Below are 15,309 nucleotides of genomic sequence, written 5' to 3'. Positions count from 1 at the left end.
CCTTGGGGTACGCCGTCCTGCCCCTCCTCCCCGGGGAGAAGCGCCCCCATCCGGGGCTCACCCCCCACGGGCTCAAGGAGGCCTCCCGGGAGGCGGCCACCCTCGAGGCCTGGTGGCGGGCCTGCCCCGAGTGCGGGGTGGGCCTCCTCCCCGGCCCCGAGGTGCTGGTGCTGGACGTTGATGCCCCTGAGGCCTGGGAGGCGCTACGCCAAGCCTTCCCGGCCCTCGAGGGCGCCCCCCGGCAGAGGACCCCCAAGGGAGGCCGCCACGTCTTCCTCCGCCTCCCCGAAGGGGTGAGGCTTTCCGCCAGCGTGCGGGCCCTCGAGGGGGTGGACCTCCGGGGCATGGGGCGGGCCTACGTGGTGGCCGCCCCTACCCGGCTCAAGGACGGGAGGACCTACGCCTGGGAGGTGCCCCTGGTGAGGCCGGAGGAGCTTCCCCCGGTGCCCCAGGACCTCCTCCTGAAGCTCCTCCCCCCGCCGCCGCCCCCGAGGGAAGTTTGGACCCCGGTGGAAGGGGCGAGCCCCAAGCGTTTGAGGGCCCTCCTCGAGGCCTACGCCGCCCAAGTGGCCCGCACCCCGGAGGGGCAGAGGCACAACACCCTCATCCGCTACGCCGTGGCCGCCGGGGGGCTCCTCCCCCACGGCCTGGACCCCCGGGAGGCGGAGGAGGCCCTGGTGGGGGCGGCCCTCGAGGCCGGACTCCCCGAGCCCGAAGCCCGGGCCGCCGCGAGGTGGGGGCTGGAGGTGGGGACCTCCCGCCCCCTGGCCCTCGAGCCCCCAGGGTTTTCCGCAAACGGGGGGGTCTTCCGCAAGGCCGTTTGCGGAAAACCTGAGCCGTCCCCATCGCGAAAATCCGTTTTCCGCAAAGCCGCACCCTATCGTATAGGGGGCCTGCGGAAAAGGAGGGGGGTGGTCTGAGTGTTCCGGGTCATCCCCGCCCACCAGCTTCCCCCCAGGTTGGAGGTCTCCTGGCTGTGGGAGGGAATGGTGGCCCAAGGGACCCTGGCCCTTCTCGGGGGGCCGGGAGGGGTGGGCAAGTCCACCCTGGTGGCGGCCCTCGAGGTGGCCGTGGCCGCCGGGGTGCCCTTCCTGGAGCGGGAGGTGGTCCAAGGGGAGGTCCTGCACGTGGACTACGACACGGACCCCCGCCTGCAAGGCCCCTGGTACCCCAAGGTGGCCGCCGGGCTCGGGGTGAACGGGGAGGCCCTAGGGCGCATCCGCTACCTGGAGCCCCAAGACCCCACCAAGGGCCTGGGGGAGGAGGGCTTGAAGGCCCTCCTGGAGATGGCCCGCCAGGGGGTGGCCCTGGTGGTCCTGGACTCCTGGAGCGCGGCCTTCCCCTTCGTGGACCCCCGGCGTTCCGACCACGTGGCGGAGGTCATGGCCTACCTGAAGGAGATTGCCCGGGCGGGCCCCGCCGTCCTCCTCCTGGACCACACCCCCAAGCCCGTCCAGGGGCTCACCGCCCTGGAGCGGGGGGTGGCGGGGAGCTTCTACAAGCTGGCCGGAGCCCGGAGCGCCTTCCTCCTCACCCGGGTCCCCCCCAAGCTCACCGGGGGGCGGGACGTGCTCAAGCTGGACGCCCTCAAGAACAACTTGGCCCCCCTCATGGACCCCCTGGGGATTGAGCGCGTTTGGGGGCCGGACACCCTGGAGTTCGCCCTGACCGACCTCCCCGAGGAGGAGGCCCGCCCCTCCAAGCTGGAGCTGGCGAAGCGGGCCGTCCTCGAGGTGCTGGAGGAAGGGCCCAAGCCCCGCAAAGAGGTCATCCGCCTGGTGGCGGAGCGGGCGAACGCCGGGGAGCGGACCACGGAGGAGGCCCTTCGCGCCCTGGTCAAGGCCGGGGCGGTGGAGCGCCTGGCGCTTGGGGGGCAAGGGGGGGCGGTGGCCTACCGGCTCAAGGTAGCTCCTTCGGAGCTGACGGCGGGTTTGCCGCAAACCCCCTTACGTGATGGTGCGGCTTTGCAGAAAACGGATTTTGCCGATGAGGAAGGGCAAAAGTTTTCCGCAAACCCCCTTGCGGAAGTGCCTGGTCTTGCGGAAAACCCTGGGGGCGAAGCCCCCCCAAGCCTCGAGGGCCCGGAGGTGGAGATATGAACGCCTGGCAGGCCCTCCGCCCCCACCTCCCCGCCCTGGTGGCCAAGCTCCGGGCCTTCAAGCCCCCCCGCCTCCGGGTGGTGGTGGGGGACGTGGTGGCCTACTGGGGCCTCCTCCTGCCCCCCGAGGAGGACCTTCAGGCCCACGCCCGGGCCTGGGGCGGGGCCTCCTCCTGGGAGGAGTGGCTTATGGAGCGGTTGGCCGTCCTCGAGGAGGCCTTCCCCGAGGCCCGGGAGGTGGAGCTTTGGGGGGTCTGGGCGGGGGACCCGCCCCGGTTGGAGCGCCTGGCCCGGGTGTGGGACCGGGCGAGGCGGGAGGTGAGGAATGCCTGAGCTGAGGAGGCTCTTAGAGGCCATCGCCGCGCGCGGAGGGGTCTTGCGGGTGGAGGGGGGCCGCCTCCTGCTCCTCCTGCCCAAGGAGGACCCGGCCCTCGAAGCCTGGGCCCGGGGCTGGGGGGAGGTCCTGGCCCTCCTGGCCCTCGAGGCCCCCAAGGGGGAGCTTCCCCCTGGGCTTGCGGCGGTGGTGGCGGAGGCGGTGAGGCGTTGGGGCCTTCCGGGCGGGCTTCTCCTCCTGGAGAAGGTGCGCCTGGGGCTCGGAGAAGGGGCGAGGCCGGAGGCCTGAGCCCCGGAGGTTGACCCGGAGGAAGCCGTGGAAGGAACACCGAAGGCGCGGAAGGTGTGGATTGAGGCCCATCCCCTGGCCCTGGACGGGCCGGAGGTGGTGGTGCTGGCGGAGGGGGAGGGCCCGGCGTGGCCCCTCGAGGGCCTCCGCAAGGCGGGGGTGCGCGGGGTGAAGCCCCTGGGAGGTGGCCGGCTGGCCTTCCTCCTGGAGGACCGGCGCAGGGCCGGGCCCGTGGTCCTGGCCCTGGCCGCCGCCGCCTTGAGGCAGGGCCTCGAGGTGGAGGCTGGCCCCCTGGCCCGGGAGGAGGCCCGGGTGAAGCTTCCTGAGGAGCGGCCATGAGGCGAAAGCGCGGCGTTCCCGAAAGAGAGCGGCTGGCCCTGCGGGACGAGCTCTTCAAGGCCTTCCGGGAGCTCAGCGTGGTGCTCCACCTCTCCCCGGACTACGGCCTGAAGGTGAAGGCGGGAGCGGCCTTGGCGGACCTGAGCATCGCCTACTTCCTGGCCTCCCTAGACGATGAGGACCGGGAAACCCTCATCGCCATCGCCAGGCGCGCGAGGGGAAAGCTTTCCCAGGAGGAGAAGGAGTAGTGCGGAAGCGGGAGAAGTACGGCTCCCGTAAGAGCCTGGTGCGGCGGTTCTGGGCGGCCATCCGCAAGACCTCGAGGCTCCTGGACTCGGACGACCCCCAGACCGTCCTCAAGGCCACCCACGCCCTGGCCACCATCGCCGCCGCCTACCGGGCGGCCTACGCGGAGATGGAGGCGGAGGAGGCCGCCAAGGGGGGGCCTCGAGGCAAGCCCCTGCCTCTCCAAATAGACCCCCATGTAATCTGGCTCATCAAGCGGGACGTGTACGGCCTGGACGAGCCTCCCCCGCCCCCGGAGGACCCCGGAGGGTACGCCAAGGCGAGGGCCGTCTACGAGGTGGCCCGCCTTCCCCACCTCGAGGACGCCCCTCAGCCCGCCCTTCCGAAGGGGGAGGAGGATGGGGAGGCTTGAGCTCTACCGGGAGGACGCCCTCGAGGCCCTCGCCCGCCTCAAGACGGGGAGCGTGGACGCGGTCATCACCGACCCCCCTTATGGCACCGGGGCCTGGAAGCGCCCGGAGCCGGGCCAGGTGGCGAACCCCTACGCCCGCAAGGTGGTGGAGCCCTGGGACGCCTTCAGCCTGGGCTGGCTTCCCGAGGCCCTGAGGGTGGCCAAAGGCCCCGTGGTCTTCTTCCTCCCCCAAAGCCGCCTCGAGGAGGCCCTGGCCTTCGCCCGGGAGCGGGGGCTTCCCTGGAGGCTCCTCATCTGGGGGAAGCCGGACCCCCGGCCCAGGCCCACGGGGCCCGTCTACGCCTTTGAGCCCGTCCTGGCCCTCCGCCCCCTGCCCGGGAAGGGGAAGGACCTCCACCTGGCCACCGCCCCCCGCCCGGGGCGGGACGGGGAGGCCACGGGCCACCCCCACCAGAAGCCGGTGAGCGTGATGGCCTGGCTGGTGGAGCTGGCCTCGAGGCCCGGGGAGGTGGTCTTGGACCCCTTCATGGGCTCGGGGAGCACGGGGGAGGCGGCCCTGAGGCTCGGGCGGGGGTTTATCGGGGTGGAGCGGGAAGCCTCCTGGTACGAGGTGGCCCGGAAGCGCCTGCAAAGCACCCTCCTTCAGGCCCCCCTCCTAGGCGCCCCCACCCGGGAGGGAGGGGCGGGCTAGAGGGGCGAAGGGCTCCAGAAGGCGCTCCAGAAGGGCCGCGTCCTCCTCCCTCCCCCCCCTCACGAGGGCCGCCCTCACCTCCTCCCCCCGGGCGAGAAGGGCGCGGGCCACCTCCCCCGCCTCCCCGGGGTGGGTCCTGGCCGCCACCTCCAGGGGCGGAAGGAGGTCCTGAAAGGGGCGTTCCCAAAGCCCCGGGGACGGCCTCACGTGGGCCAGGTACTCCCAGGCGAAGGCCGCCCGCCTCCGGGCCACCAGGAGGGGGTGGTAGGGGTAGAGGAGGCGGCCTTCCCCCTGAAGCCAGACGCGGAAGCTCGGGGGCAGGGGCCAGGGCCACCGCCTCCCGGCCACCTCCCGCCCCAGGGCCAGGGCGGCCTCCGCCTCCTCCGGGTAGAGGTAGAGGCCCAGGAGGGTGGCCAGGCCCCCGTAGAAGTCCACCTCCACCTCCGGGACGGGGGCCTTGGCCAACCTCCTCCAGAAGGCCTCGAGGCGCCGAAGAGGAGGGGTGGGCGGAGGAGGCTTTAGCCCCTTCGGGGAGCGCAGGACCAGGACCCGGGGGGCGCGCTTGCCCATGTGCACCAGCAGGTTGGCCCGGGCCTCGGGGGCCACCTCCTTCCCGTGGGCCTCCGCGTGGAGGAAGAAGGCCTCCATCCAGCCAGGCCAATACTCCACGTCCCGGAGGAAGGGCGGGTAGGTCAGGGCCTCCTCGAGGAAGCGGCGCGCCTCCTCCCACCCGCACCCTTTGCGCCAAGCCGCCTCCAGGAGGTTGAAGAGGTCAAGCCACCCGTCGCACCAGAACTCCAGAAGCTCCTCCTCCCGGTCCTCCCGGGTCTCGCCCTCCTCGAGGGGCCTCTCGTAAAGCCCCCTGTAGTAGCTCCACAGGCCCCACAGCCACTTCAGGGTAGTGGAGCAGTCCTGTTCCCAAAGACGGGAGCGGTGAAAGTACCAAGGGATGCCCACCACGCACCTCCCACGACCGCGCCCCGGGCCCTCCCAGGGCCGCGTCCCCCCCAAGGAAGCGCCTCAGGCCTCGAGGGGTATTCGCTTGTGGGCCATGAGGCCAGGGTAGCAGGCCCCCGCCCTGGGGGCAAGAGGGGGAGCATCTGAGCTCTCATCACTTTCCTCCCCCCAGTTCCTGAAGCAACCTGACCAGCTCCTCCACCACTGCTTCCCTCCAAGGCGGGGGCCCCTGGGCCAGGGCGATCCGGCCCAGACGGAAGAGGCTTTGCCGCTCGGGATGGGCCAGAAGCCGGGGAAGCCATTCCCTGCCCTGCAAGCGCGCCCCCAGAAGGACCAAGAGCGCCATCCCCAAGGCCAGAAGCCATAACCACCCCCTGAGGCTCGCCCCCGTCCGCAGCCGATGGCGGTCCAGCCCAAACCCCTGCCCCTTCAGGTCCCTAAACCCCTCTTCAATCCACATCCGCCACCCATAGGGCGGCTCCCCCCCAAAAGGGCCCGAATAGGCCAGATACCAGGGATCCCGACCCCCTGGGTACACCAGGAGGGTGACTTCTACCCCCTCCCCACCGTGTCCGAAAAGGCGGACCTCCTCCCGCAGGGGGTGGACCACACGCTGGTAGCCCTCCTTCAGGGGAAGGCGCTTCCCCCCTTGGGGTTCCACCTCCCGGTTCTGCCGCAGGCGGATGAGGAAGCCCATGCCCCACCCCTGGAGCTTTCGCATCAGGGAGACCCGGTCAAAGCCGCGGTCCAGGAGGAAGAGGGGGGTATATCCCAGGTCCTGGACGGCGCGGCCCAGGCGGTGGAGGAACTCCTCCTCCACCCGGTTTTGACTGGGGAAAGGGGAGAGGGGGTGAAGAGCGAAGGCCACCACCAGGGCCCTTCCCTTGAGGGGAAGGGCGGCCACCAGGGCTTGGTGCCTACCGTCCTCTGTGAAGGTCCAGTCCACGATGAGGGGGAGGGGGCGGTCTTTGGGGAAACGAGGGACGAGGAGGGGGAGGAGGGCTTCGGTGAGGGCCCAGGGGTCTTGCAGGGTGGGGTGATGGAGGAAGCGCCAGAGGCGATTGAGGCGGCTTTGGGCCAGGGTGGGGAGGGGGGTTCTGCGGGCGAGGTCGGAGAGGGTGGGGTCCAGGGGGGTAGTGAGGAGGGTGGACAGGAAGAGGGCGAGGTTGGAGCGGATGGTTTTCCTGAGGGAGGCGAAGACCTTATGGACCCAGAGGGTGATAACTTGGGAAAGGGGGGTGGTGGGCGGCACACCTTACTTACCCCCCTCTTCTCTTCCCTTGTCAAGCCCCAGCCCTCAAAGTGATGAGAGCTCAGGGGGAGCATAATGGGAAGGCGCGGGAGGAGGGGAGGATGGCCAGGCGTTCCACCAAGGGCACCGGCACGGTCTTCTTCCACAAGGGGCGGAAGCGCTGGGTGGCCCAGATCACCGTGGGCCACGACCCGGCCACGGGGAGGCCCCGCAAGCTCACCCGGTCCTTCCCCACCAAGAAGGAGGCGGAGGCGTGGCGGGCGGAGATGGCCCTGAAGCACTTCCGGGGCCTCCTCGCCCCCCCGGAGAGCATCACCCTGCGGGACTGGGCGGAGCGGTGGCTTCAGGCGAAGGCCCGGGAGGTGCGCCCCAGGACCTTGGCCCTCTACCGCCAGGAGCTGGCCTACGCCCTTCCCTCCCTCAAGGACCCCTCCGCCAAAGACCCCCTCGGCCTCCTCCGGCTCGGGGCCGTCCAGCCCGCCCACGTCCGGGGCGTGGTGGACGCCCTCCTGGAGCGGGGGCTTTCCCCCCGCACCGTGCGGAAGGTGCGGGAGAAGCTTCACGCCCTCTTTGAGGAGGCCTTGAGCCTCGAGCTGGTGGCCCGCAACCCCGTGGCCCCGGTGAAGGTGCGGGTGCCCCGGGGGGAGGCGCGGGAAAAGGCGGGGAGGACCCTGGAGCGGGAGGAGGCCGCGCGCCTCCTCGAGGCCCTAGACGCCCACCCCGACCCCCGCACCGCCCTGGCCCTGCGCCTCTGCCTGGCCTGCGGCCTGCGCAAGGGGGAGGTCCTGGCCCTGCGGTGGGGGGACGTGGACCTCGAGGCCGGCCTCCTCCACGTGCGCCGCACCTGGGTCTCCGATGGGAAGCAGGCCATCCTCTCCCAGCCCAAGACGGCCTCGGGGCGGCGGGCCGTCCCCATCCCCCACGCCACCCTGGCCCGCCTCCGGGAGTACCGGGCCTGGTGGGAAGCCCGCCTCGGGGGGCCCCTCTCCCCGGAGGCCTGGGTCTTCCCCGGCAACGCGGGGGACAGGCCCCTGGACCTCAACGCCCTGAACCACACCCTCCGCCGCATCACGGCCCGCCTCGGCCTCCCCCCGGTGCGGGTCCACGACCTGAGGCACACCTACGGGAGCTTCCTCCTGGCCAACGGCGCCCCCCTGGAGCTGGTGGCGGAGCGCATGGGCCACGCCAACCCCAACATCACCCTGGGGATTTACCGCCACCTCCTCAAGGAGGAGCGGCAGGGGTGGGTCCTTGACCCGGAAGACATGGTGGGGCCTCGAGGGGAGGCCTGAAGGATAAGCTAACCATTCGCTAACACCCCCCTCGAGGCCCCTCGCTTTCCTAAAGGAAAGTATTGCCTTCAGAAGGTGGCGGGCCCGGAGGGATTCGAACCCCCGACCTACCGCTTAGAAGGCGGCTGCTCTGTCCACTGAGCTACGGGCCCAAACAGGGAGCCGGGGCTTTTAGCCCCGGCCCGGCTGGAGCGGGAGACGGGATTCGAACCCGCGACCCTCGGCTTGGAAGGCCGATGCTCTACCAAGCTGAGCTACTCCCGCGTGGTCGGGGCGGCCCGATTTGAACGGGCGACCCCCTGCTCCCAAAGCAGGTGCGCTACCGGCCTGCGCTACGCCCCGGGGCTTCGGCCGCCCACCCGTCAGCATAGCCCTTGCCGCCTGGCGGGTCAAGGCGTGGTAGTATGGGGCCATGCACCTCGGACCCATGGAGATCATCCTCATCCTTCTCGTCATCCTCCTCCTCTTCGGCGCCAAAAAGCTTCCCGAGCTCGCCCGTGGCATCGGCCAGGCGGCCCGGGAGTTTAAGAAAGGGATCCAGGAGGAGGAGAAGAAGGAGGAGCCCAAGGCTTAGAGGCGCTTCAGCACCTCTTCGGCCTCCTTGTAGTCCGGCTTAAGCTTCAGGGCCTCCCGGCACTGGTAGCGGGCCCCCTCCTTGTCCCCGAGCTTCTCGTTCGCCAGGCAGAGGCCATAGCGGTACTCCGCCCTCTTGGGCTCGAGGCGCACCGCCACCGTGAGGCGGCTTTTCGCCTTCGGGTAGTCCCCGAGGGCCAGATAGACCTGCCCCAGGTAGTAGTAGGCGGCGGGGAAGCGCAAGGGGGCGAGGGCCACGGCGTTTTCCAGGGCCACCCCCGCCTCCTCGGTCCGTCCCAGGGCGAGGTAGGCCTGGCCCAGGGTGTACCAGCCCTCGGCGTTCAAGGGCTTGATCCGGTGCCCCTCCTCCAATACCCGGGCCGCCTCCTCCGCCTTCCCCTTGAGGAGGAGGGCGGAGGCGTACCGCACCCGCAGGTCTAGGTCCTTAGGGGCTTGCTCCAGGGCCTTGGCGTACTGGGCCAGGGCCTCGTCCAGGCGGCCCATGGAGAGGTAGAGCTCCGCCAGGGCGGAGCGGATCTCGGGGGTGTCCTCGAGGGCCAGGGCCTGCTTGAGGGAGGCCTCCGCCTTGTCCCGCTCGCCCATAAGGGCGTAGACCAGGCCCCGCTGCAGGTGGAGGGGAGCGTAGCGGGGGTTGATCCGCTCGGCGTCCTTGAGGACGGAAAGGGCCTGCTCCAGGTAGCCCTTGCTCCGCTCCCGGTCCTCCGCCTGCCGGTAGAGGGCCATGTAGGCCTCGGAGAGGACCATGTAGCCCCTCTGGTAGCGGGGGTTGCGGGCCACGAGGGTCTTGCCGTTTTCCAGGGCAGGGTTCACGAGCCCCAGTTTGAGCTGGGTCCGGGCGAGCCAGTAGAGGGCCTCGGGGTCCTGGGGGTTCGCTTTTAGGGCCCGCTCAAAGAGGGTGAGGGCCGCGTCGTACCGGCCCAAGGCGTAGAGCTGGACCCCGAGCCTTAAGGGGTTCTGTTCCGCCGTCTGGGCCGCGGGGGGAGGCGGCGTCTGGGCGAGCCCCCCGGCGGCGAGCAGTCCTGCGACCACCAACAGCCAGCGCATCCTTACCTCCTTACATAGCCTTCACAGCACGAAGCGGGTGAGGTCCGGGGAGGCGAAGACCGCCTCCAGCCGCTTCTCCACGTAGGCCCGGGTGATCTCCACCCGGCCGAGGTCCGTTTGGAAGCTCACCTCTTCCAGGACCTTCTCCAAAACCGTGGCGAGCCGCCTTGCGCCGATGTCCTCCAGCTCTTGGTTCGCCCGGTGGGCCGCCTTGGCGATGGCCCAAAGGGCCTCGTCCTCAAAGACGAGCTCCGTGCCGTCCGCCTTAAGGAGCTCCGTGTACTGGCGGATGAGGGAGTTCTCCGGCTCCTTGAGGATGCGGTAGAACTCCTCGGGGCCCAAGGGGGAAAGCTCCACCCTGATGGGAAACCGCCCCTGGAGCTCGGGGATCAGGTCGGAGGGCTTGGCCACGTGGAAGGCCCCGGCGGCGATGAAGAGGACGTGCTCCGTGGAGATGGGGCCAATCCTCGTGGAGACCACCGTCCCCTCCACGATGGGGAGGAGGTCCCGCTGCACCCCTTCCCCGGAGACGTCCGGCCCCACGGCGCCCTCCCGGCGGGCGATCTTGTCAATCTCGTCAATGAAGACGATCCCCTCCTCCTGGGCGCGGCGCCTCGCCTCTTCCTTGAGCTCCTCCTTGTCTATAAGGCGCTCGGCGTGCTGGTTCTTGAGCACCTCCCGGGCCTCCTTCACCGTCATCCGCTTGCGCACGGGCCGCTTGGGAAGGAGGCCTTTGAGCATCTCCCCCATCCCCCCGAAGGCCTCCCCTCCCAGGACCCCCACGAAGGGGAGGGCCACCTCCTCCTCCACCTGGACCTCCACGAAGTGGCCGTCCAGGCGGCCCGAGCGCACCTCGGCCACCGAGGTGCGAAGCAGGGTGGCGAGCTCCTCCTCGGCGAGGGCCAGGGCCTTTTCCTCCACCTTCTTCTTCATCTCCTCCAGCACGAGCCCATAGCTCGCCTCCGCCAGGTCGCGGACGATGGAGTCCACGTCCCGGCCCACGTACCCCACCTCGGTGAACTTGGTGGCCTCCACCTTCACGAAGGGGGCCCCGGCCAGGCGGGCGAGGCGGCGGGCGATCTCCGTCTTCCCCACCCCCGTGGGCCCGATCATGAGGATGTTCTTGGGGGTGACCTCCCGGGCGATCTCCGGGGGGAGCTTCTTGCGGCGGTAGCGGTTCCTTAAGGCCACGGCCACGGCGCGCTTGGCCGCCTCCTGGCCCACGATGTGCTTGGAGAGCTCCCGGACGATCTCGGCGGGCGTCAGGTTCATGCCTCCCCCAGGGTGAGGACGGTCACCTGGCCCGAGGTGTAGAGGTCCACCTCGGCGGCGATCCTTAGGGCCTCCGTGGCGATCTCCTTGGCGGAAAGCCCCGTGTGCCGGTAAAGGGCCTTGGCGGCGGCGAGAGCGTAGGGGCCACCACTTCCCACCGCCAAAAGGGGCTCCTCCGGGGCGATCACCTCCCCGCTTCCCGAGAGGAGGACCATGCTCTCCCGGTCGGCGGCCACGATCATGGCCTGGAGGTGGCGGAGGACCCGGTCGGTGCGCCAGAGCTTGGCGGTCTCCACCGCTCCTTTCAGGAGGTTCCCCTTGGCCTCCTTGAGCCGTTCCTCAAAGCGCTCCAGAAGGGCCAGGGCGTCGGCCACGCCCCCGGCGAAGCCCACGAGGACGCCCTCCCCCACCTCCAGCTTCCGCACCTTCACCGCCCCCCGCTTGAGCACGGTCTGGCCGAAGGTGACCTGGCCGTCCCCCGCGAGGGCGGTGACCCCGTCCTTGCGGACGGCGAGGATGGTGGTGCCGTGAATCTCCACGCCGCCAAGATACCCTCGAGGCATGAGAAGGGCGTTAGGCTAGGCGGCGGAGGGCCTCCCAGGCCCCCTCCCGTTCAAAGAGGAGCTTTCCTTCCCTGAGGGCGGCCGGGACCATGCCGAAACCCCCCTTGAGGCCCGCCACGGCCTCGCTCAGGGTGTAAGGGAAGACCTCCACCCGGCGCACCCCTTCCGGGCGGTAGCGCACGAGCCTTTCGGGGAAGGAAAGAGGGGTGTCCCGGAGGGGGACGAGGAGGTGCAAACAGTTGGGAAATAGCGCACACCACTTTACCCCAGCGCTCACGTGCTCTCACTACCCGCCACCTCATCCCAGCGAGCCCCCGCGACATACGAAAAGTCCCGAACCGGTATACTGCTCCACAGGAGGCCCCAGGTGAAGGCCAAGCCCAAAGTCATGCGCAAGCGTACCTCGCAGAAGAGGGCGAAAGCCTTCACCGGAGTCCAAGCCCTCCTCGTCTTCCCTTCCGGAGAAGACCACAAGGCCACCCTGGACCTCATGCGCCGCTTCTCCGCCGCCGTGCGCTACGCCTACAACCGCTTGCTTGAGGGATGGAGCCGGGAAGCCCTCAAGCGGGAAGATGGCCCCCTCTGTGTCCTCTTCCGCCTCAACACCCGCTACGCCGACGACGCCATCTTGAAGGCCCAAGCCCTCCTGGACTCCGCCCGGGAGAGAGGAGAAGACCCCCGGAGGGTCGTCTTTGGGGGGAGGAAGCTCTTTGAGACCCTGAAGCGGGGGCACCTCTCCGGTAAGCCCCTGAAGAGGCTCAAGCGGGAGTGGAGGGAGCGGCGCCAGGGCCTCCTCTACTCCCGTGGGGACAAAACCAAGGGGGGCAACCTCAACCTGAGGCTCTTCGTCAAGGACGGAGCCTTATGGCTCCGGATCAACCTCGGAGACGGAAGCTACGCCCACGCCCTGGTGAAGACCTCTCACCCGAACCTCAACGCCCTCCTCCAGAGGGCGTACGCCTCCCTCCCCTACAACGTGGCCCTCTCCTTGCGGGAAGGAAAGGTCTACGCCACCTTCACCTGGGAGGAGGAGCCCGCTCCCCTCGTGGCCACGAAGGAGAACGGGGTCCTGGGCATAGACATCAACGCCGACCCCTACCACCTCGCCTTGGCCCTCGTCTCCCCTGACGGGAACCTGAGGCGCCACCTTACCCTCTCCCTGGAGGAGGTGGACCGCGCGAAGGACAGGGGGGCCAAGGAGCTTATCCTCTGGAAGGTGGCGCACCAGGTAGTTTCTCTGGCTCTGGAACACGGGGTAGCCATCGCCACCGAGCGCCTGAAGCACCTTCTCAAGGGGAGGAGAGGGGACGGCTCGGGGAGGACTTTCAGGAGGAAGGCCCACCGCTTCGCCTACGCTTCCCTTCTCCGGAAGGTCCACTCCTTGGCCCGGAAGAGAGGGATCCAGGTGGTGGAGGTGAACCCCCAGGACACCTCCACCATCGGGATGCTGAAGTACGCCCCGCAGCTTTCCCTGTCCAAGGACGCGGCCGCCGCGTACGTGATCGGAAGGAGAGCCTTAGGGTTCAAGGAGAAGCTCCCCAAAGGCTACGGGAAGCTTCTCCGGGACGAACGCTTCAGGGGTCACGTCCAGGGCTTCTACGCCTCCAGAGTCCGGGAACTGCGAGCCAAGAAAGCGCAGGAACGAAACCCCTACCTCAGGCGCAGGCTTTCCCGGGAGATCGGGAGGGCGAAGCGCCACCTCTCCTTGCTTTCAAGCCTTCAGGGCTCACCGGGGAGCCAAGAGGGGTCAACCGAGGGAAGGAACTTCCTTGGCGCCAATCCCTGGCGGGTCCTGAGGGCAAGCACCTTCCTTCCCCTCCTCGGGCGCGAGGTGCCGAGGGACCTCTCTCGCCTCAAGCCCATCCTCTTCGGGGGATCGTGGGAGGGGTGGAGGGGTTGCTTAGGTCCTCATCCTGGTGGGGGGCCGGAGTGCGCTAATGTGCGCTCTACTTGACCAGGTCGGCGTCGCTGAAGGCGGTGGCCTCCCCCCGGGCCTGGGAGCCGAAGAGGACCACGGCGAGGACCTCGGGGCGCTCCCCTAAGGCCCTTGCCGCCTCGGCCACCTCCTTAAGGCGGGCCTTGGGGTCAAAGCGGAAGACGCGGGTCAAAGCTTTTCCTCCACGAAGGCCAGCCAGTCCCGGGCCCGGTTCACCCCCTTATTATCCCACGCCCTAGGGGAACCCAGGGCACACACCCCGCCCACCCCTTCCCCTAGACTGGGAAGGGTGAAGGCCAAGACCCTAGGCGAACTCAGGCGCACCTACCCCCTGGAGAAGCTCCGCCGCACCGTGAAGGACGAGGCCCGGGAGAACCTCCGGGAGAAGCTCAGGCGCGGGGAGAAGCTCTTCCCCGGCATCCACGGCTACGAGGATACGGTGATCCCCGCCCTGGTCCAGGCCATCCTCGCCAAGCAGAACTTCATCCTCCTCGGCACCCGGGGCCAGGCGAAAAGCCGGATCCTGCGAAGCCTCACAGGCCTCCTGGATGAGGAGGTCCCCGCCCTCGCCACGGAGCTTCGCGACAACCCCCTCTTTCCCATCTCCCCCGAGGGGAAGCGCCTTCTGGAGGAGGCCGGGGACGACGCCCCCATCGTCTGGCTTTCCCGGGAGGACCGGTACGTGGAGAAGCTCGCCACCCCCGACACCACCGTGGCCGACCTCCTCGGGGACATGGACCCCATCAAGGCGGCCAGGCGGGGCACGGGGATGGCGGACTTGGAGAGCATCCACTACGGCCTCCTGCCCCGGGCCAACCGGGGGATCTTCGCCGTGAACGAGCTCGCCGACCTCGCCCCCAAGGTGCAGGTGGCCCTCTTCAACATCCTCGAGGAGGGCGACGTCCAGATCCGGGGCTACCCCCTCCGGCTTCCCCTGGACGTCTGGCTCGTCTTCACCGCCAACCCCCAGGACTACACCGCCCGGGGCAGGATCGTGACCCCCCTCAAGGACCGCATCGGGAGCGAGATCCGCACCCACTACCCCCGCTCCCTGGAGGAGGGCGCCCGGATCAGCGCCCAGGAGGCCTACGTGCCGGAGGGGGTCCTGGTCCCGGAGTGGGTGAGGCTTTCCGTGGAGGCCGTGGCCTTCGCCGCCCGGGAGGACCGCCGCGTGGACCAGACGGCGGGGGTCTCCCAGCGCCTCGCCATCAGCCTTTTGGAGGTGGTGGCGGCAAGCGCCGAAAGAAGGGCCCTCCTTTACGGAGGAAGGCCCGTGGCGAGGCCTCTGGACCTCTACCAGGGGCTTCCCGCCATCACCGGAAAGCTGGAACTGGAGTACGAGGGGGAGCTCCAGGGGGCGGAGAGGGTGGCGCGGGAGATCGTGCAAAGGGCCTTCGGCCTGGTCCTCCCCCGCTACCGCCTGAGGACCGAGCCCATCGTGGCCCACTTTGAGGAGGGGAACCTCCTCACCCTGCCCGAAGGGGACGTGGAGGAGGCCCTTAGGGCCATGGCCGGGGTCCCGGGGCTTCTGGAGGCGGCGAGGGCCCTGGCCGAGGGGGAAGCCCCTGAGGTTTTGCTTTCCGCCGGGGAGTTCATCCTGGAGGGCCTCGTGGGGCGGCGGAAGCTCTCCCGGGGCGAGGCGAGCTACCAGGCGGCGGAGCGCCCGAGGAGCTATGGCAACTAGCCTAGACCGGGACAAGGAGGCGGTCCTAAAGGCCCTGAGGCCCTACCTCCAGGGCACGGGGACGAGGCTATTCCTCTTCGGCTCCTTCGCCCGATGGGAGGGGCGGCGGGCCTCCGACCTGGACCTCGCCCTCCTCTCTCCCACCCCCCTCGCTCCCCTCCTGCCCCTCCTCCGGGAGGCCCTGGAGGAGGCCCCCGTGGTGCGGCGGGTGGACCTCGTGGACCTCGCCGAGGCCGACCCCGCCTTCCGGGAGCGGGTGCTTAGCGAAGGGGTCCTATGGGCCGAGTTCTAGAGCTTAGGAGGTGGC

20 protein-coding genes and 3 tRNA genes are annotated in these 15,309 nt (G+C 69.8%); 13 read left to right on the top strand and 10 right to left on the bottom strand.

Translation table 11 applies throughout. From position 1 onward, the window contains the following. Window positions 1-2 precede the first annotated feature (2 nt). From TthTMY_RS07880 to TthTMY_RS07845, 8 genes are read left to right on the top strand one after another with little or no spacing between them, the layout of a single operon-like run. The gene (locus tag TthTMY_RS07880) at window positions 3-920 is read left to right on the top strand and encodes a bifunctional DNA primase/polymerase (RefSeq protein ID WP_096410872.1); all 918 of its coding nucleotides are present in this window, start codon (window positions 3-5) and stop codon (window positions 918-920) included. Beyond that, entirely contained in the window at window positions 921-2,099 is a 1,179-nt protein-coding gene (locus TthTMY_RS07875) for an AAA family ATPase (protein ID WP_096410871.1), read from the top strand. Next, window positions 2,096-2,431 carry a hypothetical protein gene (locus tag TthTMY_RS07870; RefSeq protein ID WP_096410870.1) on the top strand — a complete coding sequence of 112 codons (336 nt, stop codon included), beginning with the start codon at window positions 2,096-2,098 and terminating at the stop codon, window positions 2,429-2,431. Before TthTMY_RS07875 ends, TthTMY_RS07870 begins: the two co-directional genes overlap by 4 nt. Further along, window positions 2,424-2,720, top strand: a complete 297-nt coding sequence (locus tag TthTMY_RS07865) for a hypothetical protein (RefSeq protein ID WP_096410869.1) — start codon at window positions 2,424-2,426, stop codon at window positions 2,718-2,720. Before TthTMY_RS07870 ends, TthTMY_RS07865 begins: the two co-directional genes overlap by 8 nt. A gap of 27 nt (window positions 2,721-2,747) precedes the next feature. Continuing rightward, window positions 2,748-3,059, top strand: coding sequence for a hypothetical protein (locus TthTMY_RS07860; RefSeq protein ID WP_157745779.1), 312 nt, complete (start codon window positions 2,748-2,750; stop codon window positions 3,057-3,059). After that, window positions 3,056-3,307, top strand: coding sequence for a hypothetical protein (locus tag TthTMY_RS07855; RefSeq protein ID WP_096410867.1), 252 nt, complete (start codon window positions 3,056-3,058; stop codon window positions 3,305-3,307). Before TthTMY_RS07860 ends, TthTMY_RS07855 begins: the two co-directional genes overlap by 4 nt. Then, window positions 3,307-3,717, top strand: coding sequence for a DNA repair protein RecN (locus TthTMY_RS07850; RefSeq protein ID WP_096410866.1), 411 nt, complete (start codon window positions 3,307-3,309; stop codon window positions 3,715-3,717). The genes TthTMY_RS07855 and TthTMY_RS07850 overlap by 1 nt, the downstream gene beginning before the upstream one ends. Beyond that, window positions 3,704-4,408, top strand: a complete 705-nt coding sequence (locus TthTMY_RS07845) for a DNA-methyltransferase (protein ID WP_096410865.1) — start codon at window positions 3,704-3,706, stop codon at window positions 4,406-4,408. The genes TthTMY_RS07850 and TthTMY_RS07845 overlap by 14 nt, the downstream gene beginning before the upstream one ends. On the opposite strand, the gene TthTMY_RS07840 is transcribed toward TthTMY_RS07845, so the two are convergent. Both TthTMY_RS07840 and TthTMY_RS07835 read right to left on the bottom strand, forming a co-directional pair. Beyond that, the gene (locus TthTMY_RS07840) at window positions 4,373-5,365 is read right to left on the bottom strand and encodes a hypothetical protein (RefSeq protein ID WP_157745777.1); all 993 of its coding nucleotides are present in this window, start codon (window positions 5,363-5,365) and stop codon (window positions 4,373-4,375) included. The two genes, TthTMY_RS07845 and TthTMY_RS07840, sit on opposite strands and share 36 nt — an antisense overlap. Window positions 5,366-5,519: 154 nt before the next feature. Continuing rightward, entirely contained in the window at window positions 5,520-6,617 is a 1,098-nt protein-coding gene (locus tag TthTMY_RS07835) for an IS4 family transposase (protein ID WP_096410490.1), read from the bottom strand. 101 nt (window positions 6,618-6,718) lie between these two features. Between TthTMY_RS07835 and TthTMY_RS07830 the strand changes: the two genes are divergently transcribed. Next, window positions 6,719-7,909: a site-specific integrase gene (locus tag TthTMY_RS07830; RefSeq protein ID WP_223903153.1), complete on the top strand. Its 1,191-nt coding sequence runs from the start codon at window positions 6,719-6,721 to the stop codon at window positions 7,907-7,909. A 76-nt stretch (window positions 7,910-7,985) separates the two neighbouring features. Here TthTMY_RS07830 and TthTMY_RS07825 read toward each other — a convergent pair. The 3 genes from TthTMY_RS07825 to TthTMY_RS07815 form a co-directional block, all read right to left on the bottom strand. Continuing rightward, window positions 7,986-8,061 (bottom strand) — tRNA-Arg (locus TthTMY_RS07825). Between the two features lie 35 nt (window positions 8,062-8,096). Then, window positions 8,097-8,173 (bottom strand) — tRNA-Gly (locus TthTMY_RS07820). Between the two features lies 1 nt (window position 8,174). After that, window positions 8,175-8,251: transfer RNA gene (locus TthTMY_RS07815), tRNA-Pro, on the bottom strand. Between the two features lie 70 nt (window positions 8,252-8,321). Between TthTMY_RS07815 and tatA the strand changes: the two genes are divergently transcribed. Continuing rightward, a complete protein-coding gene (gene tatA / locus TthTMY_RS07810) occupies window positions 8,322-8,483 on the top strand; it encodes a twin-arginine translocase TatA/TatE family subunit (RefSeq protein WP_096410863.1) in 162 nt (53 codons plus the stop codon). On the opposite strand, the gene TthTMY_RS07805 is transcribed toward tatA, so the two are convergent. From TthTMY_RS07805 to TthTMY_RS07790, 4 genes are read right to left on the bottom strand one after another with little or no spacing between them, the layout of a single operon-like run. Then, window positions 8,480-9,547 (bottom strand): tetratricopeptide repeat protein, encoded by a 1,068-nt coding sequence (locus tag TthTMY_RS07805; protein ID WP_096410862.1) that lies wholly within the window; start codon window positions 9,545-9,547, stop codon window positions 8,480-8,482. The genes tatA and TthTMY_RS07805 overlap by 4 nt on opposite strands. A gap of 21 nt (window positions 9,548-9,568) precedes the next feature. Continuing rightward, entirely contained in the window at window positions 9,569-10,819 is a 1,251-nt protein-coding gene (gene hslU, locus TthTMY_RS07800; protein WP_096410861.1) for an ATP-dependent protease ATPase subunit HslU, read from the bottom strand. Then, window positions 10,816-11,382, bottom strand: coding sequence for an ATP-dependent protease subunit HslV (hslV, locus tag TthTMY_RS07795; protein WP_096410860.1), 567 nt, complete (start codon window positions 11,380-11,382; stop codon window positions 10,816-10,818). Before hslV ends, hslU begins: the two co-directional genes overlap by 4 nt. A gap of 10 nt (window positions 11,383-11,392) precedes the next feature. Further along, window positions 11,393-11,617: a hypothetical protein gene (locus tag TthTMY_RS07790; protein WP_223903152.1), complete on the bottom strand. Its 225-nt coding sequence runs from the start codon at window positions 11,615-11,617 to the stop codon at window positions 11,393-11,395. A 132-nt stretch (window positions 11,618-11,749) separates the two neighbouring features. On the opposite strand from TthTMY_RS07790, the gene TthTMY_RS11875 reads away from it, so the two are divergent. Beyond that, window positions 11,750-13,336, top strand: coding sequence for an IS200/IS605 family accessory protein TnpB-related protein (locus tag TthTMY_RS11875; protein WP_096410859.1), 1,587 nt, complete (start codon window positions 11,750-11,752; stop codon window positions 13,334-13,336). Here TthTMY_RS11875 and TthTMY_RS07780 read toward each other — a convergent pair. After that, window positions 13,329-13,490, bottom strand: a complete 162-nt coding sequence (locus TthTMY_RS07780; protein ID WP_223903151.1) for a nucleotidyltransferase domain-containing protein — start codon at window positions 13,488-13,490, stop codon at window positions 13,329-13,331. The two genes, TthTMY_RS11875 and TthTMY_RS07780, sit on opposite strands and share 8 nt — an antisense overlap. A gap of 117 nt (window positions 13,491-13,607) precedes the next feature. On the opposite strand from TthTMY_RS07780, the gene TthTMY_RS07775 reads away from it, so the two are divergent. After that, window positions 13,608-15,002 carry a sigma 54-interacting transcriptional regulator gene (locus TthTMY_RS07775; protein WP_096410858.1) on the top strand — a complete coding sequence of 465 codons (1,395 nt, stop codon included), beginning with the start codon at window positions 13,608-13,610 and terminating at the stop codon, window positions 15,000-15,002. After that, window positions 14,992-15,294: a nucleotidyltransferase family protein gene (locus TthTMY_RS07770; RefSeq protein ID WP_096410857.1), complete on the top strand. Its 303-nt coding sequence runs from the start codon at window positions 14,992-14,994 to the stop codon at window positions 15,292-15,294. Before TthTMY_RS07775 ends, TthTMY_RS07770 begins: the two co-directional genes overlap by 11 nt. Window positions 15,295-15,309: the final 15 nt, after the last annotated feature.

The sequence above is a fragment of the Thermus thermophilus genome (assembly GCF_019974155.1).
GTDB classification, from domain to species: domain Bacteria; phylum Deinococcota; class Deinococci; order Deinococcales; family Thermaceae; genus Thermus; species Thermus thermophilus_C.
The sequence above is the reverse complement of the archived record's forward strand: the minus strand, read 5'-3'. Positions and strand labels throughout refer to the sequence as shown.